Source organism: Coleofasciculus sp. E1-EBD-02, from assembly GCF_040218245.1.
Taxonomy (GTDB): Bacteria; Cyanobacteriota; Cyanobacteriia; order Cyanobacteriales; family Coleofasciculaceae; genus Coleofasciculus.
The window spans coordinates 1-16,395 of the sequence record NZ_JAVJQN010000220.1 but is presented as its reverse complement, the minus strand read 5'-3'; the positions used below and the strand labels follow the sequence as shown (position 1 = coordinate 16,395).

The following is a 16,395-nucleotide window of genomic DNA, read 5'->3' as shown; positions in this document are numbered from 1 at the left end:
TTGGATCGTCACCCAGGTGATTATCATTCTCATTCACTGATTCATTCGCAATAAACCTGTCAATAAGCTCTCATCTTTTCGAGGCTTGAGGGGGGAAATGCTTTGTCTGCCAAGCTTTTGAGCTGCTTGTCACCCCTTCAGGAGTTTCTGTTTGTGGTCAATCATCTTTACCGGAGTTCAGAAAGTTCTCGTCATGAACAAGCACGACTTCTCAATGAGTGGGGACGTTCTCAACAACTACCGATTATTGCCGCCGGGGACTACAACTTCGACTGGGATGTGGTCTCTGGCATCCACGATGAAGGCTGGGACTTAATTACAGCCGATGACGTTTTCACCTGGGTTAAGCCTGATAAGTTAATCGCAACAATCTGTTCCAATCGATATAATAGTGTTTTAGATTTTGTGTTTGTGGCTGGTGAGGCAAAAAACTGGCCCGCCTCTTCTGTCATCCTCTATGGTGATCCATCAGATGCGTATTGTCCCGATGATCAAACAACCAGTGATCATCGTCCAATATTGGCAACGTTCCAGCTAGGAGAATCTGTACAACCAACTCCACCCAATCAACAACAGGTATTACTGGAACAAATTGAACAGATTGAGCGTGAACTATTGAAGCTTAAAACGTTGGTGGAAGGAAGAAGTTAACACTCTTATTTCCTTCAAGGAGAACAGTTGGGATGACAACAACCCAGTCTTACTCGACTGGGTTTGTTTTTTTGTCACAAACAGGTACACTCCAAAACCCAGTCCCCTCAAACTCGATTAGCTAAAAACGCCACCGTAGAAGAAATCACATCAGCAATATCGGCTGGATCAAGTGCGTAAATTTTGTCTAAAACTTCTGCCTTAATCCTCTCATTGCTAGACATATTGTCATCTTTTACATCCACAACTCCTTTGTTCTCTAACCCATAACGGTAGACTGACAGGGAAATTTCCCCGTCTAAATAAAGTTGCAGGGTTCTGGGGGTACCACCGCTCACCTTTGCCAATTGCCGGAAATTCCTGGAATCCGGCTCAGGTTTAGTTTTCCCCTTCAACCACCGATATACCGTGGAGAAATCTACACCAATAGCATTAGCCAAGCTGCTTTGAGTCCAACCCTCTTCTAGCAGCTGTTCAATCAACTGATTCAGCCGCTGTTGAGGAACCTGGAGGTGAGAAGACACGAATGCAGTCACTATCTGTTTAATTAATTGGCTCTGTTTATTAATTAATTATACTCTTTACACTCATTGCCCTACTCCCCACCAAAAGTCGGGACTAGGACTGTACACTCGCTCACGGTTTCAACGTTACCCGTCGATCCCCTGTGTCTTATTAAACGGTAAAACTCTTACATTGACAAGGTTTGCTGGGATTTCTCTCCCCAGTCCCATCCCCCTGCCTGTAGCCCTCTTGTATGCAAGACTATTTCTTGGCTGATACAAAAATAGATCCAATAAAGGACTAAAATTAGGCAATAATAGATATTGCATAATGCAATAATAGATATTGCACGGTGCAAATTCAGGCAACAGCCGTCAAAATGTCCAGCAATCATTAGCAGACACGCATTTGGCGGCGCACAGGGCAACTCAGGACGTTCAACCTTGCAAAAGGAGAAGATTAAATGCAATCTCCTAAGATTATCGGTCATAGCGATCAAGCCAATACCCAAACCTTAGCGGATACAGAACACGAACTAACCAATGCTGAGATAGTAGAATTCAGAAGTCTGGAAGCTACCGTAGAACAGGGTTTAAGAGCGTTTTGGCAAATCGGACAAGCCTTACGGCAGATTCGGGACAAGCGCTTATACCGACAAGACTACAGGACTTTTGAGGATTATTGCCTTGCCCGTTGGGAAATATCTCGCCGCTCAGCTTATCAGTTGATTGAAGCGGCTTCGGTGGTGGAAAATGTGCGCCATGGCGCACAAATTATCCCCGCCAATGAGCGCCAAGCTCGTCCTCTCACTGCCTTAAAACCTGAACAGCAACAGGCAGCATGGGCTAAGGCGGTATCTACGGCTCCTAGGGGTAAAGTGACGGCTACTCACGTCGCCCAAGTCGCTCAGGAGTACCGACAGCAGAGTGCGCGTACTGCCGCTAACCCACCGCATTCATCCGGAAACCACTCCAGAACCGATGGAAGTTCGCCTCCTGAGGCACAAACAAATTACAAGAGCTGCTGGAATTGCTCTCATTGCAGTCTAGAGCTGCTCGATGACCCCCAAACGTTTTATTGCAACCAGTTTGGGGTGTTGAATTTTATAGAAAAGGACGGAAACCAACGGGGAGCTGAATGCGAATTGTGGACGGCTCGATGGGCAAAATCCGATGAGACCAAAAGGACTCGGATACTGAAAAGGGAAACCTTCACTCTAACCCTACAGCTTCCAGCCCACTTGCAACCACTCCTTCGAGATACGGCTAAAGCTGAGGGATTAGTTGCCGTGGATTGGGCTGCCCAGGTTCTAGAAGCCGCCATTTCTGCAAATCGTTCTGTCCCCAGTGAAGCCATCCTGGACGTTTCAGAGGCTGCCCGAAATGAAGGGAATGCAGATTCTGAGCCAACTCAAGGGCGTTCTGAGGGAACGGCTGCCGCTTGATTTGGTAAATAGCGATCGCGTCGTGCCTTCTCCAGCAGCATCCCTGAGTCTGCCACTTCATAATTTGACTGATCGGCTGAGTTCTTAAACTTGGTTTCCTTTAATTGTCATCGTTTCTACAGCCACAGCTGCTACCTGAGCAGCCGCCTCGAACGAAAGACCTCGTACTTCTGATATAAGCTGTTGAACGCTACTACTGCTCTTAGGTAACGATTCGCCTTCCAAATAGGCTTGCAGTTCATTGAGTGTCCAGCCTTTAAGAGCCGCAATTTTGGTCAGCACTCGTAAGCGGGGTTCACCTCTTCCCTGCTCCCACTGGCGGACATTGGTATGAGTTGTTCCAATTAAATCGGCAAACTCTCTGAACGAGCGACCTGCTCTCAGCTCAATCAGTAAAGCTGCTAGTCTGCCCTCGAACATGTTTTGACTCACTTGATTAACGGGTTTGTGTGCAACTTCCACCGCCGCCAACTTTCAACCAATCCAACTGCTAACAAAAACAAGCTACCACCAATTAACAACAGCTAAGGACTTGGCAAACGTGCCAATCACGACTAATCTGGAAACATTACTTCCATAATTGGAAGCATTCCTTCCAAATGAGTCTACAGCGTTTTGATGGCTACACCTACCTAATTGTAGGCATCAAAGCCGACTCCCGCAAGTTAGTGCTAGGGATTCTCCCATCACATACCAACTGCCACTAGGCTCCAAGGCAGAGGGTGAAAACGTTCCTTGGAGCTGCCTGCCCTAAAGCCTTATGCCTTTTTGGTCATTGCCTGCGTATAGGTAACAATAATGGATAACTCTCTGACTTCACCAACTAAGGTGGCTCTGGAAAACCCACCCGCTGTATTTTCCCAAGTCGATCCTCGGCTTCTGAAACCCCATCCCTACAACTCCTCTATTTATGGCGAAGAGGATGTGACTGAATTAATTGAACTCATTCGGCAGTCTGGGTGGGTCAAGCCATTGGTTATTACTCCCAACTCCCTGATAATCTCAGGACACCGTCGTGCCAAAGCCGTACTCAAACTGGGGTGGTCAACCGTTCCCGTAGAGGTAAGGACATTTGCTACAAAGGAAGCCGAACTAGAAGCCCTATTACTCGAAAACGCCTCCCGCACCAAAACCACAGAACAAAAAGTTCGAGAAGCCGAAGCTTGGAAACGTGTCGAACAAGCCAAAGCCAGAAAGCGCATGAGCGAGGCGGGACAAAAATCTGCCCCCGGTAAACCCGCCGAGAAAGGTGTGGAAAATTTTCCACACCTTTGCCCAAAAGGGAAAACCCGCGATCGCCTTGCTAAACTCGTGGGATTAGGTTCGGGTCGTACCTACTCCAAAGCCGCCAAAGTCGTCGATGTCATTGATCATGAAACCCGTTTGGGCAATCTAGAAACCGCTCAGAGTCTGCGCCAAACTTTAAACTCAAAAAGTATAGACGCCGCTTGGAATCTCCTCAAACATCCTCCAAAAAGAGCGACAACTACAAAAAACAGCAATGACAACAGACTCAATCAGACCGCCTCTACCTTGAACGGCAATGGGAATGTTCTCAAGCGTAGCTGCTGGAGTTGTCAACATCGCGGGGAATTCATCGAAAATAACAGCTTCTACTGCAACCGCTTAGGAACACTTAGCTTCTTAGACAAAGATGCAGATACACGGGGAGCTGAATGTGGCTGGTGGCAGGAACGGTGGAGCCAAATGCCAGCGACAAACTACACGCTTACACTCTCATTCTCTCCCAATTTACAACCACTTTTTGAAGACGCCGCCCGACGTGCCGGAATGAGTGTAGTGGATTGGGCACACTACCAGCTTCAAAAAGCTGCTGAGCTGGCAAAAGAAGCCAATCCAGACAGACTCCAACCTATAACCGCACTTGAGACAGAAGCGTATAAGTCAGTTTAATAACCCAGTGCATAGTGACAGCCAAATCTTCTACTGAACAACCAACAATGGCTCAGCTTAACTCAAACCAATCACGGCAGGGGCAATGGGCAACTGTCGGGTTCAGTCTTGTCAATGGTAGTCCATCAATTCTCTACCCATTCACGCTGCTCCACATCTCGCTCAAGGCTCGGTTAACCAAACAACGGTTTGAAAGAGGACAAATTAATGTCAACAGGACATAATAACAGTAGAGGAGCGACAAAATCTCAACCCGGTGCATTACAGCTAGAAATTTCCGGATTAGAGATACCCCTAGCTCAAGACAACCATAAGCGGCTGCGGAAACCGACAGACCAACCTCAGACCGAACCACCACTTTTTACACACAGGGCAATCGAGATGATGGCAACTGGAGCACCAGTGATTAGTGCCACCCAAGCATTTCTCAAAACTCCGGAGTGGCATGAATACAGCCCTGGTCACCTTTACTTCCAACGACAATTTGGCAAGGGACGTTACATCGAATTTTTCATCCTGAACCAGCAAAAACATCAACCAGGATTCATCACTAGCTTTGCCGAACCAGAAATTTTAGAGCAATACGGCGTCCATGCTGCACGGTTACATGCCATATTCGCCACTTATGCTGCCCAGCAGCAAAAACCTTGGAAAGATTCATTTACACTCTTGGGGAGTGACTTGATCAAGATGTTGCGCCTGCATCGGGGAAATAAGCTTAAAAAATCCCAGAAGCTCAAAGCTGTTACCGACCTAGCCTGTATCTTAGGTACCCTTGGTGTAAAAATCCAATGGCAGGAAGGTAACCTTAATCTGACGATTATCGAACGCTCCCCTTTCTGGATAGTCAGCGTCAAAGAATACTATCAAAACACCATATTCGGTAATCCAGAGGAACTGTTTGAAGCCGCCATCTGCGTCCAAGCTGGACCTTGGACCCGCAACTTCCTGAATAAAGAAGGGCAACGGGAGAGTAAAGCGCTCTACCAATATGGATTCATCGATAAAGCTGTCTTTAACCTTGACCCTAATCGGCAAAAGTTAGCCGCTGCCCTAGCGCTTTACCTGATCCAAAACCGCCGCGCTCACCCAAGTGGTAAGTACAGCATTCGGTCATTGCTATCAGCGGTGATGTCTGCTCAAGAGATAGAGGCTATTGGTAGGGACAGGCGCAAACGTTCACGCTTCGTTAAACAAGTCTATCGCCTTCTGGAGTCTCTCACAGAAATTCAGTTTAGAATTCAGTTTGACCCCTCATTTCCGGAAGCATTACGACCAAGCTGGGCTAGTTTACCCGATGAAAATGATGTACAGATAGATCCAGTAGCAACCGCTCCTAAAAACAACCGGATGCCCGATGGGTTCTTCACAGACTGGCTCAACTGTGTGATCACGATTACTGTCCCAACCCGAATTGAGGCGGCACTTAAACAGTTGAAACATCAGAGAACAAGGACAGCTAAACAGGCTTCTGATAAGCGTAAGTCTATAAACGTTCAAAAACCTAATCAGACCAATACTCCTCCACCTGAACAGTCACATTTTGAACCCTGCACCCATTCAACCAACCTAACAGGGGCACAACTCAAACAAGCTCGCCAATCCAAACACTGGACACAGGCTCATTTGGCGTCCCTAATCGGGAAAAGTACCAGTTGGGTAAAACTGGTTGAAAGCGAACGGCGAAGAATTAAAAAGGATGACCAAGTAGCGCTGCAAAAAATCCTCAATCTGCAATGAACCAGGAGATTGCTGAAATATTTTACGCGCTGTAATAGATGGGATGGGAGAGAGCGATCGCACTCCTTGCCAATCACAGGGGAGAGAGCGATCGCCTATTTTGTCTACTTAGACCAGTTCAAGCAGTACATATCACCATCGATTTCTAGAAGCATAGCTTCTTGACGCAGGGCATCTCGCATTTGGCAAACAAAATCAAACACTTTGAAAAAGTGCTGGCACAAAGCTGGCTCATCCATGTGCGATTTAACCCAGACATTTTGCTCAGTTACTAAACCCACCGTATCACTGACGTAAGTTCCGATTTCTGACCAGATCCGAGTACCACCAAAGGACTCAGACATTAGTTGAGCAGCTTCATGAAGGTAAACAGAAGTATCAGCTATGACGTTCACATCAACAGTTCCTGGTACAAGGATAGCGAGGCTATGCCGCCATCTCTGAACTTCTCCAGGGAAGTCTGATAAAACCTGCTGAATCTGTCCAGCATGGTTCAGGGTTTTGGAATTCGCCGCATCTATTTGTATCGTTTGATACATTTTGCAGCCTTGGATTAAGTCCTGGAAGTCTGGATTTTGAGAGAGAATGTCTTTTATACTCATCATGGCTGTTAGCCTCAATTTCAACTGAATCAAGACTAAATTTGGGGTAATTAAATGGTCAAAACTACCCCAAAGAGTCTGAAAGCCAGTTATAATAAGGGTTAAAGTATTGAGGTAAGCTCATAAGTATTGGAGTTGCCCCAATAAATTTTGAATAGGCTGCTAGGAGATAATTATGTCAGGTCTTAGCACTGGTTCTTACGTGCAAAAGTGGGTCAGTCAACTTTTTAAAGCTATCCTGGGTTTTGCTACGGGTAAGCTACCCAACTACCAGAACATACCTATTGAGTGCAACTGTCCAGATAGAACAACGTTAATTCTGAAAACAGAACTACGGCATCTAGTCACCTTAGCTAATTGCCAAAATATTAAAACCTCTAAAGGAAAGAAACTCTCTTCAGGAAATATTAGAGATGCATTGAAAAGTTGCCTAGAAGATTTTTTACACATTCTTGAATATAAATCTGAAGGACGTAGACCAGAATCAAAACTAACTCTTACATTTACGTTGTGGGATGAATGGGATACCGATTTAGAAAAAAGCTTAGAAAAATTTAATGACTGTTGGACAAGAAATAATAAACAAAAGGAGAAACGGAAAAAGTCTCAAAAAACTCGAAGCCCAATTTTAGATGGTTCGACAGCTAATCATCCTCATTCTTGCCGTCAAGATTGGGGTACAATACCAACTTTTGCAGATGAACCTTTCTTTGGACGGCAGGAAAAGTTAGAAAAACTGAAAAACTGGATTATTAAGGATCGTTGTCGATTAATTGCCATTGTTGGTGTGGGTGGAATGGGCAAAACTCACCTTTCAGTAAAGTTTGGCAAAGGAGGAATCGGCAAAACTGCTTTAGCAGAAAAAATAGCTGTAAACATTCAGGATGAATTTGATTACGTTATTGGTCGTAGGCTTTTAAATTCTCTTCCTTTTGAAGAGACTATGGCAGATTTGATAAGATTTTTGTCAGACAATCAAGAAATTGATTTACCTAGAACTGTAGACGAAAAGATATCAAGGCTTTTGAATTACTTGAATCAATCTCGTTGTTTAATAATATTAGACAATTTCGACACTATTCTAGAGGGAAAAAATGGTACTAAACGGTATCGAAAAGGGTACGAACCCTATGGTCAGCTCTTAGAGCTAATAGGAAGATCTGAACATAAAAGCTGCTTGCTATTAACCAGTCGAGAGAAACCATTAATTAGCAAGGCAGAAAGTCTAGAAAAAATTGCTGGCAAAACTAGACCTGTTCGTTTTTTTGAATTAGAAGGATTAGATACTTTATCTGCCAGGCAACTTTTTGAATCCCTTGGTGATTTCAAAGGTTCTGACCAAGATTGGCGAAAATTAATTAAATTTTACGAAGGCAATCCTTCAGCTTTAGATCTAGTTGCCAGAGAAATATCTGAAGCACATTCATCAAATATATCTGAATTCTTGAAAAAAGGAACAAAGATAAGTAAAGGTGTTGAACAGCTATTTGATCAACAATTTCAAAAATTGTCTAACCCTGAAAAATCTATTATGTATTGGCTAGCGATTAATAGACAGCCAGTATCAATTGAAGAATTTAAAGAAGATATATTATCTCCAGAAGATAAAAGAAGAGTAACAGAAAATATACAATTTATTAAAAGAAGTTTTCGCATAGCCAATACTGAAGATGGAAAATTTGCACTACAGCCTTTGTTCATGGAGTACATGGCTGAGAAATTAATTCCAACTATAATTTATGAAATTAAAACCAAAAGTCTTTCAGTTTTTAACAGTCACGCATTGATAAAAGCCAACTCAAAAGAATATGTTATGGCAGAACAAAAACGTATAATTTTTGAACGAATATTGGCAGAAATAAAATACTATTTTGGCAATCTCAATAATTTAACCCTACAACTCAAAGAGATTCTTTCAGAAATTCGCAATAATTCACAACAAGGATATGCTGCTGGAAATATCATTAATCTCTTATGCGAATCAGGAGCAGATTTAACAGGTTATAATTTTTCAGGTCTAACTGTTTGGCAAGCCTATTTACAGGAAAAGCCTTTACATCAGGTTAACTTTTCTCAATGCGACCTGGCTAAGTCCGCTTTCCGAGAAGACTTTGGGACAATTAGATGTGTAGCACTTAACCCAACTGGGAAATTAGCAGCAGCAGGAACAACCAACGGTGAAGTTATTCTTTGGGAAATAGAGGATGAAACTCGTATTTATACATTCACAGGTCATTCGGATTGGGTGTGGACGATCACATTCAGTCCGGATGGTAATATTCTAGCGAGTGGTAGTGGTGACGAAAAAGTTTATTTATGGGACGTTAAAAGTAGAAAACACCTGCATACTTTAACCGAAAATGGAAGAGTTAGATCTGTTGCCTTTAGTCATGATAGCCAAATTATTGCCAGCGGGGGTGAAGACAATAAGGTAAAATTGTGGGATGTTAATTCAGGGAAATTAATTAAACAGCTTGAAGGACATGATGGATGGACTAATACAGTTGCTTTTAGCGCTGATGATAAACTCATTGCTAGTGGAAGCGAAAATAGTAAAAAACTAATAATTTGGCGTGTTTCTAATGGTGAAATTTTTAAAATTATTGATTATCCCGGTGGAATTTTATCTCTTGGCTTTAGTCCTAACGGGAATTCACTCGCTATTGCAGGTCAGCCCAATACGGGTTACTCTAACGAAATATGGCTAATGGATACCTCTAGCTGGAATTGCGCTTTTAAATTACGTGGACATAAGGGATGGGTAGGAACAGTCAGTTTTAATCATAAAGGTAATCTCCTGGCTACTGGTGGAGAAGACAAAACTATTCGCTTGTGGGATAGTGAGACAGGTAAATTAAAATGGGCTTTAACAGGTCATAAAGCTTCAATTCGAGGGTTAGCATTTCCAATAGAGAATAGTCAAACTCTTTTTAGTGGTGGGGAAGACCAAAGCGTAAGGCTTTGGGATATTATTTCAGGCAAATGTAACAGGATTATTCAAGGTTATACAAATCCAGTTTGGTCTATTACCTTCAGCACCAAGGGATCATTACTGGTTAGCGGAGGGGAAGATCGCGTAGTTAGACTATGGGATGTTTCAACAGAAGATAAAAGTTACAGAGAGCTAACACGCCATCAACATCTAGTCAGAACATTAGCGTTTAATACACAAGGTACTCTTTTAGCTAGTGGTAGTTATGATGGTACTGTAGTAATATGGAATACTACTTCATGGAAAATTGTTAAAACTCTAAAAGAGGACAAAAGTTTAGAAAACGAAAATTCAGGTCGTGTTATTTCAGTGGCTTTTAGCCAAGATAGTAAAAAGCTAGCTGTCAGCTATTACTATGGTAAAAAAGTTAGCTTGTGGGACATTGAACAATGGAAATTGATTACTACAATTTCTGATTTTACTGAGCGAGTTAGGGACGTAGCTTTTTGCCCTAACAAAGATATTTTAGCTATCAGTAATGACAGTACTAAAGAACCAGTTATCAAATTATGGGATATTGAGAAACGTCAAGACATTCGTTGCTTGAAAGGTCATACTGGTCCAGTTTGGTCGTTATCTTTTAGTCCTGATGGGAAAATACTTGCTAGTGGGAGTGCTGACAAAACAATACGTTTGTGGAATTGGGAAACAGGGGAGTCTATAGAGTTAAAGGGACATGAGGCTAGAATCAGGTCAATTGCTGTTAGTGCAGATGGTAAGATTATAGTCAGTGGCAGCGATGATAATACATTGAGAATATGGAATATTGCTATCTTAAAAGGTAGTATCTCAGGAAAATGTATTAAGACATTTGAGGGGCATCAGAGCTGGATTTGGTGTGTTTCTTTTAGTTTAGATGGTAATACTGTAGCTAGTGCCAGTGATGATGGTACAGTAAGACTTTGGTCTATTAAGGATAATAAGTGTATTAGAACCCTAAGACCTGATAGATTTTATGAAGGTATGAATATCACAGGTATTGTTGGTTTAACGGAAGCGCAGAAAAGTATGCTCATGAATATGGGGGCTATTGAAGATTAAGAATTATTGACAATATTTATCTAAATAAGATATTGTTTTTTTTATGAGCTTCTCTATTTTATTCTGACTTATTGCTGGTAGAGAATATATAAAATTTAACATCATTTTTTCTTCAAAAGTTGAAACTGCAACAGCAAAAACACTTCCCATTGCAGTTAGAGATAAAGCATAGCTAATTTCTTCTAACTTAAAGAGTCCATAATCTGATGGTATTCTCACACGACCAATATTAGTAATAAAAACAGAAAAAGGAATTTTCTCTGGATTATTCAGTAAAAATTCAGTACCTTTTTTGTATGACAAAACTACGTTATATAGTTCGGAAGTTTCTAACTTTTCTTTGATTTGCTGAGTAACTTCTCTGGCTAACTCCCAAAATGGTTTATCTTCTCTAATCTCATGGAATGTGGTTAAAGCTGATACTACCATTGCTATAGTCTCATCGCTAACAGGTGGGTTTAGCCTTCTTCGTAAATCAACAGATGAGCGACAGTTCAAGTACAAATCTCTATCTTCACCCTTAATTGTCTCTGCAACTGTCAACAGCATAGCTGCACACAAAGCACCATGAACGGTTGTATTTTGTTTCTTACAGGAACTTATAATCCTGTTGGTAAACTCAGGTTCTAATTTTCTATTAACTATCCCACAACTGCGTAGTTCATTAGGTAGATATTTTTCAAATTCTAAAGTTTCTGGTTTTTTATTTAACTGCTTATCCTGGAAACTTAATTCAAATATTTGGGGAATTAAATCTTCTAAAGATGGTAAAACAGGCAACTTTGAAACACTATCAATTTGGTTATTAGATAAAATATTATAACATAAATTTAATATTTCAGAATGTAAATGTACTCCTGAAATAGCATCTATTACAGCATGATGACAAGTTGTAATAAAATAATTAAAGTTACTCCTATTATTAATTTTAATTAACACTGCCCTCAACAAAACCTTATCGCTACTGATTTGATTGTTCAATTCATTTTTGGCAATAAATTCCCAATGTTTAGGATCAGAGCTAAAAATTACCCGCAAAGGAATTTGTTGTGTTCCTTCAGTTTCAAAGTGTAAATTATCTAATAAACCAATAATACGGCAATTAAGACGAGGATGACGAATTTGTACTAAATCTAGAGACTGTCTAACAACATCTTCACTGAGACTACCTTTAATTTTGCTTATTATTACTACATTTAATGAGTTAGCAAGGCGATTGAACATTTCCATCCCTTGCTCCATAGCAATGAGTTTTCTATTTTCGGTCATACCCACCTCCAACTATTTCCCGTCCTTAAAGCAACGCATCTTTAACGATTCTACCCCGATTGTGCAACAGCCTGAGACAGATGGTCTTCTGGGTTACAAGCTTGTAACCATTACTGTATAAAGGTTTCAGGCATTTTTAGTGGCTGAATATCTTCCACTGAGTGCGACACTACATTCCACTAAGTACGACACTACGTTCCACTAAGTGCGACGCTTTTTTTTTGAAACCTTGCCATATCAAGCATTTCAGACAAGGTTACAAGCCTGATCATACTGATCAGTTTTGATCCACCGAAGGTTACAACAGAGCAAAAAACCAAGTTGCTACTCTAAGTCAATCAACAAAAACCATATCCCGTCCTACTTTGCCAGGGTGATGGGTATGGGTAACTGACAAAAGAAGAGTATGAGATAATGGCTTCTACATGGCGTTACCTGAAAAGAAACTGCCCAGTCTGTAACGGTTCCCGCTCCGACTGTCGGGAAAACCTGCAAAACAATTTAATTCACTGTCGCCACGATGTAACCACTGCACCCGGTTACAAATGTGTCGGCGAGGACATATTGGGTTTTTTCCTGTGGGCTATTGATGATGGAGAAGAACGCAACTCTGATGAGTGGGAACAATTACGCCAGCAAAGGGCAGCACAACGAGGGAAACGACTTCAAGAAGAAGCCGCTCGATGCGATCGCTTACTCCCAATCGAACAACGCGATCGCGCTATCCGCAAACTGTCCCAACAAGTCGGACTCTCCCGCGCTCACCGCCAACATTTACAACAACAGCGGGGTCTATCTGACACAGAAATTGACCACGCCTGCTACTTCACCATCGCTCCCTATCAAGACGTTATCTACATTAACCCCCAATTAGCCGGTATAGACCTGTGGGGTCACCAACTCACTGTCTCCAAACCGGGAATAGGTTGCCCAATTTTTGACGTATTTGAGCGCATTATCGGCTTTCAAATTCGCTTCGACAACGCCACCGAACATAAATACAAGTGGCCCACCAGCCGTTCGAGATTCCGTCCCAATGGACCCACCGCTCACCTACCCAATGGTGAACTCCCCATCGCCGTCTGGCGTCCCCTAGGTGACATCCAGCGCTCCAGCATCGGCATAACTGAAGGTGTTAACCCCAAACCTTACATCGTAGCCACCCGCTTAGGTCAACCTTGCCTCGGTGCGGCTGGGGGTAACTTTGCGTCATCACCCCAACAATTTAAAGAATCCCTCGATACCTTATCTACTCAACTCAATACCAAGACCATTGATTTCTACCCCGACGCCGGAGCGATTCAAAATTCCCACGTCCTGCGACACTATCGAGCTACCTTTAAACTCGTGCAACAATGGGGTTATCAGCTACGAGTCGCTTGGTGGGGTCAAACAACCAAAGAAGAACATTTAGACATTGACGACCTGCTCATCGCTGGACGCTCTGATGAAATTCAATATATCACCGTCGCCCAATTCGAGCTACTCATCCGCCAACCCCACATCAAACTCCATGGATTTAAAGACTTACTCGGATGGTTCCCCAAACTGAAAAACCGTCTGGCTCAACTCAGCCAACGACGCTCCCGTTACGGGTTTGCCCCTGTTGAAACCATTGAAACTGAACCAACACCAGCCACCCCAACAGGAACTATCACCTACCAAGACGGTCAACGATTGGATGCTTGGAGTCGTACCCTAAACCAAGGAGTCCGGTTTATCTGTGATTCATCGGCTACTGGGACAGGTAAAAGCTATGATTGCGGACTCACTAACAACCCATTGTTTGACTCTGGGCGCATCCTATTCTTAAGCTCAGAACACCGCAATCCCACCGTCCCCACTCTCAAAAGTTGGACTGACCTAGAAGCGCGTCATGATGGCTTAACCATAGACTCCTTTGGACGCAAGCGTCGTGCTAAATCTGACGAATTACCCCGAATTCCTGCCATACCCCGAATTCGGAGCAACTGCTCCCGCAACCTAACAATTAATGCTCTACGCTCCTTAAACATTGATGATGCGGATACCGTAATCTGTCAAACCTGTCCTCATCTACAAGCTTGTCAGGGAGGTTATGAGTTCGGCTTTTTACATCAGCGTCGAGTAGCTCTCAAATCCAATCGATTCCGCGCCCATCCAGAAAGTTTACCTGACCCGGCTGAGTATGACTATACCAAGGTGGTGTTACTGTGGGATGAATGGTCAACTTTACTGCGAACAACGCGAACTCTGGAAGTTACTCAGAAAGACATAGACCAACTCATTGTTCATTTAGTGACGAAAAAAGATGGTGTCTATTCTGTACTCGAGGATCTCTTGCAGGCTTTAAGAGCGCTGCTGACGGGCGAAATTCCTGCACCATCTCGCTACGGGTGGAATCATGCTGGTGTTTTAGAATTGCTACCTCAGTTACCTCAAGACCTTGACTATAACACCATCTCCCAAGCGATTAAACCTGATTTAAGAAAATTAGACCCCAAGGCAAAACATGGAGCTGGTGTTGCCAAGTTACCTGCTTCTGCCCACCATAATCGTACCAACTCTGATGCCACAGTTGCCCAAACCATCAGGGAACAATTTCTCCTACAGTGGCTAGTCCCTTTTCTGACGGTGTTAAATGGAGCAGCCGGACATCTGCGAATTGCTTATGGGGTACTTTCTATCACGTTACCCGATGACCGATTGGTCAGGATTGCTAAAGCTGCCAAAGGGAATATCTTTTTAGATGCTACGGGTGATTTAACGGAGTTAGCCCAGTTACTGGGGGTATCACCTACTGAGATTATTTCGTTAAGGCAGGGTGTAACCCCGCGTAGTAACTTGGAGGTAATTCAGGTAGCGACATTGGGACGTTTGGGAAATAACGATCGCTCTAACTGCTTACAGCAGCGTATTGATGCCATCATTAAGACCATACAGGAAAAAGACCCGACAGCTAAAGTCATTGACTTTAAGGCGTTTGCCCCAGACGGTGCTTTAAGATGGTGGGTCGAATCTCGCGGTGTTAATGATTTAGAATCGACTCAAACACTGATTCTGGTTGGTACTCCCTGTCGGAGTCTGAGTCATCTGGAGGCTGAGTTTACACTCAGGTATGGACGAACGCCTCAACCGGGTACGGTTAAGGTTAAGTATCCGATTCGAGTAGGGAGGGGTAATAAGTTACTTTCATCTTTAGCGCTGAGCGAAGTCGAAGCGCTAAGTGACGCCCAGAGTGGGTCAATCTCCTCGTCTGAACGTCCACCTAATTCGTTACCCTCAACAGAACCACCCTACTTGGAGATGAATGTTTCGGCTGACCCAGAGTTTAGAGCCTTTGTGCGGCGTTGTATACTCGCTGATATTCATCAAGCCATTGGACGACTGCGGGCGCACAGACGACCTCACCAGAAGCTGCGGGTCTACTTTCTGGGAGATTATCCTTTGGATATTCCGGTAACCCTTACTTTAGCATCCAGTATTACCCCAGACGCTGCCAGTAAAACTGAACGGGTTGAGATGGCGATTAAAGCGGCTGTGGAACAGCTTAAACAGACAGGAGAGAAAATTACCCAACGTGCGATCGCGGCAATCACGGGCTATTCTCAGCAGCATATCAGCCGCTTCCGCGATTTACTCAAAATGCTAATTGGTTCTTCTAATAGTAAAATGAGTAAAACTCAGCCTGCACCGGAGCAAGAAGAGGAGCTTCGATGGTTGGCTACTGTGTATCTACCGTTAGTCACCTCTGATTCGCCTGACGAAATATTGGAAACAATGGCAACTACGTGGTCGGTTTACAGTCACAGCGATTTCCAATGGCTGTGGGACGCGATACCTGGTTTAACTCAAATTACCATCCTGGCTAAGTTGATGTTAACGTTACCTGAGCGTCAGTTAAGGGAGTTGGCTCAAATTACTGGGGGGTGAGGGTTGATAACAGAAAGCTAATATGATACTATATGCTCATATTGGCTTACATTTACTCACATGGGCTATATTCCTTTGAGAGAAGCCGTTAAGCGACTTGGATATACGTAAGGAAGTACGCAGATAATGGCAGCATTCCCTCTATACGCAAGAGAGCCAAGAGAGCCGGACAAAGGCTTTTTGACGTCGAAGCCTATCTGGGAGCAAGTGCTGGAAGTGCCACTATTTGTTATTGTCTCCTCTCCAGTAGCAAACAACGAGACGACCTGGCCCGACAAGTCGCCTATATGCAGTCTCTCTACCCACAAGCCGAAATCGTCAAAGAC

Annotated in this window: 11 protein-coding genes; 7 read left to right on the top strand and 4 right to left on the bottom strand. The window is 43.3% G+C overall.

Annotated features, from left to right (window positions below; translation table 11 throughout):
- The first annotated feature begins 102 nt into the window (after window positions 1-102).
- Entirely contained in the window at window positions 103-651 is a 549-nt protein-coding gene (locus tag RIC07_RS33600) for a hypothetical protein (protein ID WP_446398313.1), read from the top strand.
- Between the two features lie 107 nt (window positions 652-758).
- Here RIC07_RS33600 and RIC07_RS33595 read toward each other — a convergent pair whose 3' ends face one another.
- The gene (locus RIC07_RS33595) at window positions 759-1,175 is read right to left on the bottom strand and encodes a helix-turn-helix domain-containing protein (RefSeq protein WP_446382689.1); all 417 of its coding nucleotides are present in this window, start codon (window positions 1,173-1,175) and stop codon (window positions 759-761) included.
- Between the two features lie 443 nt (window positions 1,176-1,618).
- Between RIC07_RS33595 and RIC07_RS33590 the strand changes: the two genes are divergently transcribed.
- On the top strand, window positions 1,619-2,599 hold the full coding sequence (locus RIC07_RS33590; RefSeq protein WP_446398312.1) for a hypothetical protein: 981 nt from the start codon (window positions 1,619-1,621) through the stop codon (window positions 2,597-2,599).
- A gap of 84 nt (window positions 2,600-2,683) precedes the next feature.
- On the opposite strand, the gene RIC07_RS33585 is transcribed toward RIC07_RS33590, so the two are convergent.
- On the bottom strand, window positions 2,684-3,031 hold the full coding sequence (locus RIC07_RS33585) for a helix-turn-helix domain-containing protein (RefSeq protein WP_446398311.1): 348 nt from the start codon (window positions 3,029-3,031) through the stop codon (window positions 2,684-2,686).
- 366 nt (window positions 3,032-3,397) lie between these two features.
- On the opposite strand from RIC07_RS33585, the gene RIC07_RS33580 reads away from it, so the two are divergent.
- Both RIC07_RS33580 and RIC07_RS33575 read left to right on the top strand, forming a co-directional pair.
- On the top strand, window positions 3,398-4,513 hold the full coding sequence (locus tag RIC07_RS33580) for a ParB/RepB/Spo0J family partition protein (protein ID WP_446398310.1): 1,116 nt from the start codon (window positions 3,398-3,400) through the stop codon (window positions 4,511-4,513).
- A gap of 207 nt (window positions 4,514-4,720) precedes the next feature.
- Entirely contained in the window at window positions 4,721-6,253 is a 1,533-nt protein-coding gene (locus tag RIC07_RS33575) for a helix-turn-helix domain-containing protein (RefSeq protein WP_446398309.1), read from the top strand.
- 104 nt (window positions 6,254-6,357) lie between these two features.
- Here RIC07_RS33575 and RIC07_RS33570 read toward each other — a convergent pair whose 3' ends face one another.
- Window positions 6,358-6,858: a hypothetical protein gene (locus tag RIC07_RS33570; RefSeq protein ID WP_446398308.1), complete on the bottom strand. Its 501-nt coding sequence runs from the start codon at window positions 6,856-6,858 to the stop codon at window positions 6,358-6,360.
- A 172-nt stretch (window positions 6,859-7,030) separates the two neighbouring features.
- Here RIC07_RS33570 and RIC07_RS33565 point away from each other — a divergent pair, with 172 nt between their 5' ends.
- Window positions 7,031-10,888, top strand: coding sequence for a WD40 domain-containing protein (locus RIC07_RS33565; protein WP_446398307.1), 3,858 nt, complete (start codon window positions 7,031-7,033; stop codon window positions 10,886-10,888).
- A gap of 3 nt (window positions 10,889-10,891) precedes the next feature.
- Here RIC07_RS33565 and RIC07_RS33560 read toward each other — a convergent pair whose 3' ends face one another.
- Window positions 10,892-12,157, bottom strand: a complete 1,266-nt coding sequence (locus RIC07_RS33560; protein WP_446398306.1) for a phthiocerol/phthiodiolone dimycocerosyl transferase family protein — start codon at window positions 12,155-12,157, stop codon at window positions 10,892-10,894.
- Between the two features lie 414 nt (window positions 12,158-12,571).
- On the opposite strand from RIC07_RS33560, the gene RIC07_RS33555 reads away from it, so the two are divergent.
- Window positions 12,572-16,069: a hypothetical protein gene (locus tag RIC07_RS33555; RefSeq protein ID WP_446398305.1), complete on the top strand. Its 3,498-nt coding sequence runs from the start codon at window positions 12,572-12,574 to the stop codon at window positions 16,067-16,069.
- Window positions 16,070-16,195: 126 nt separating this feature from the next.
- Window positions 16,196-16,395 (top strand): hypothetical protein (locus tag RIC07_RS33550; RefSeq protein ID WP_446398304.1); only part of this gene is annotated, 200 nt, incomplete at its 3' end.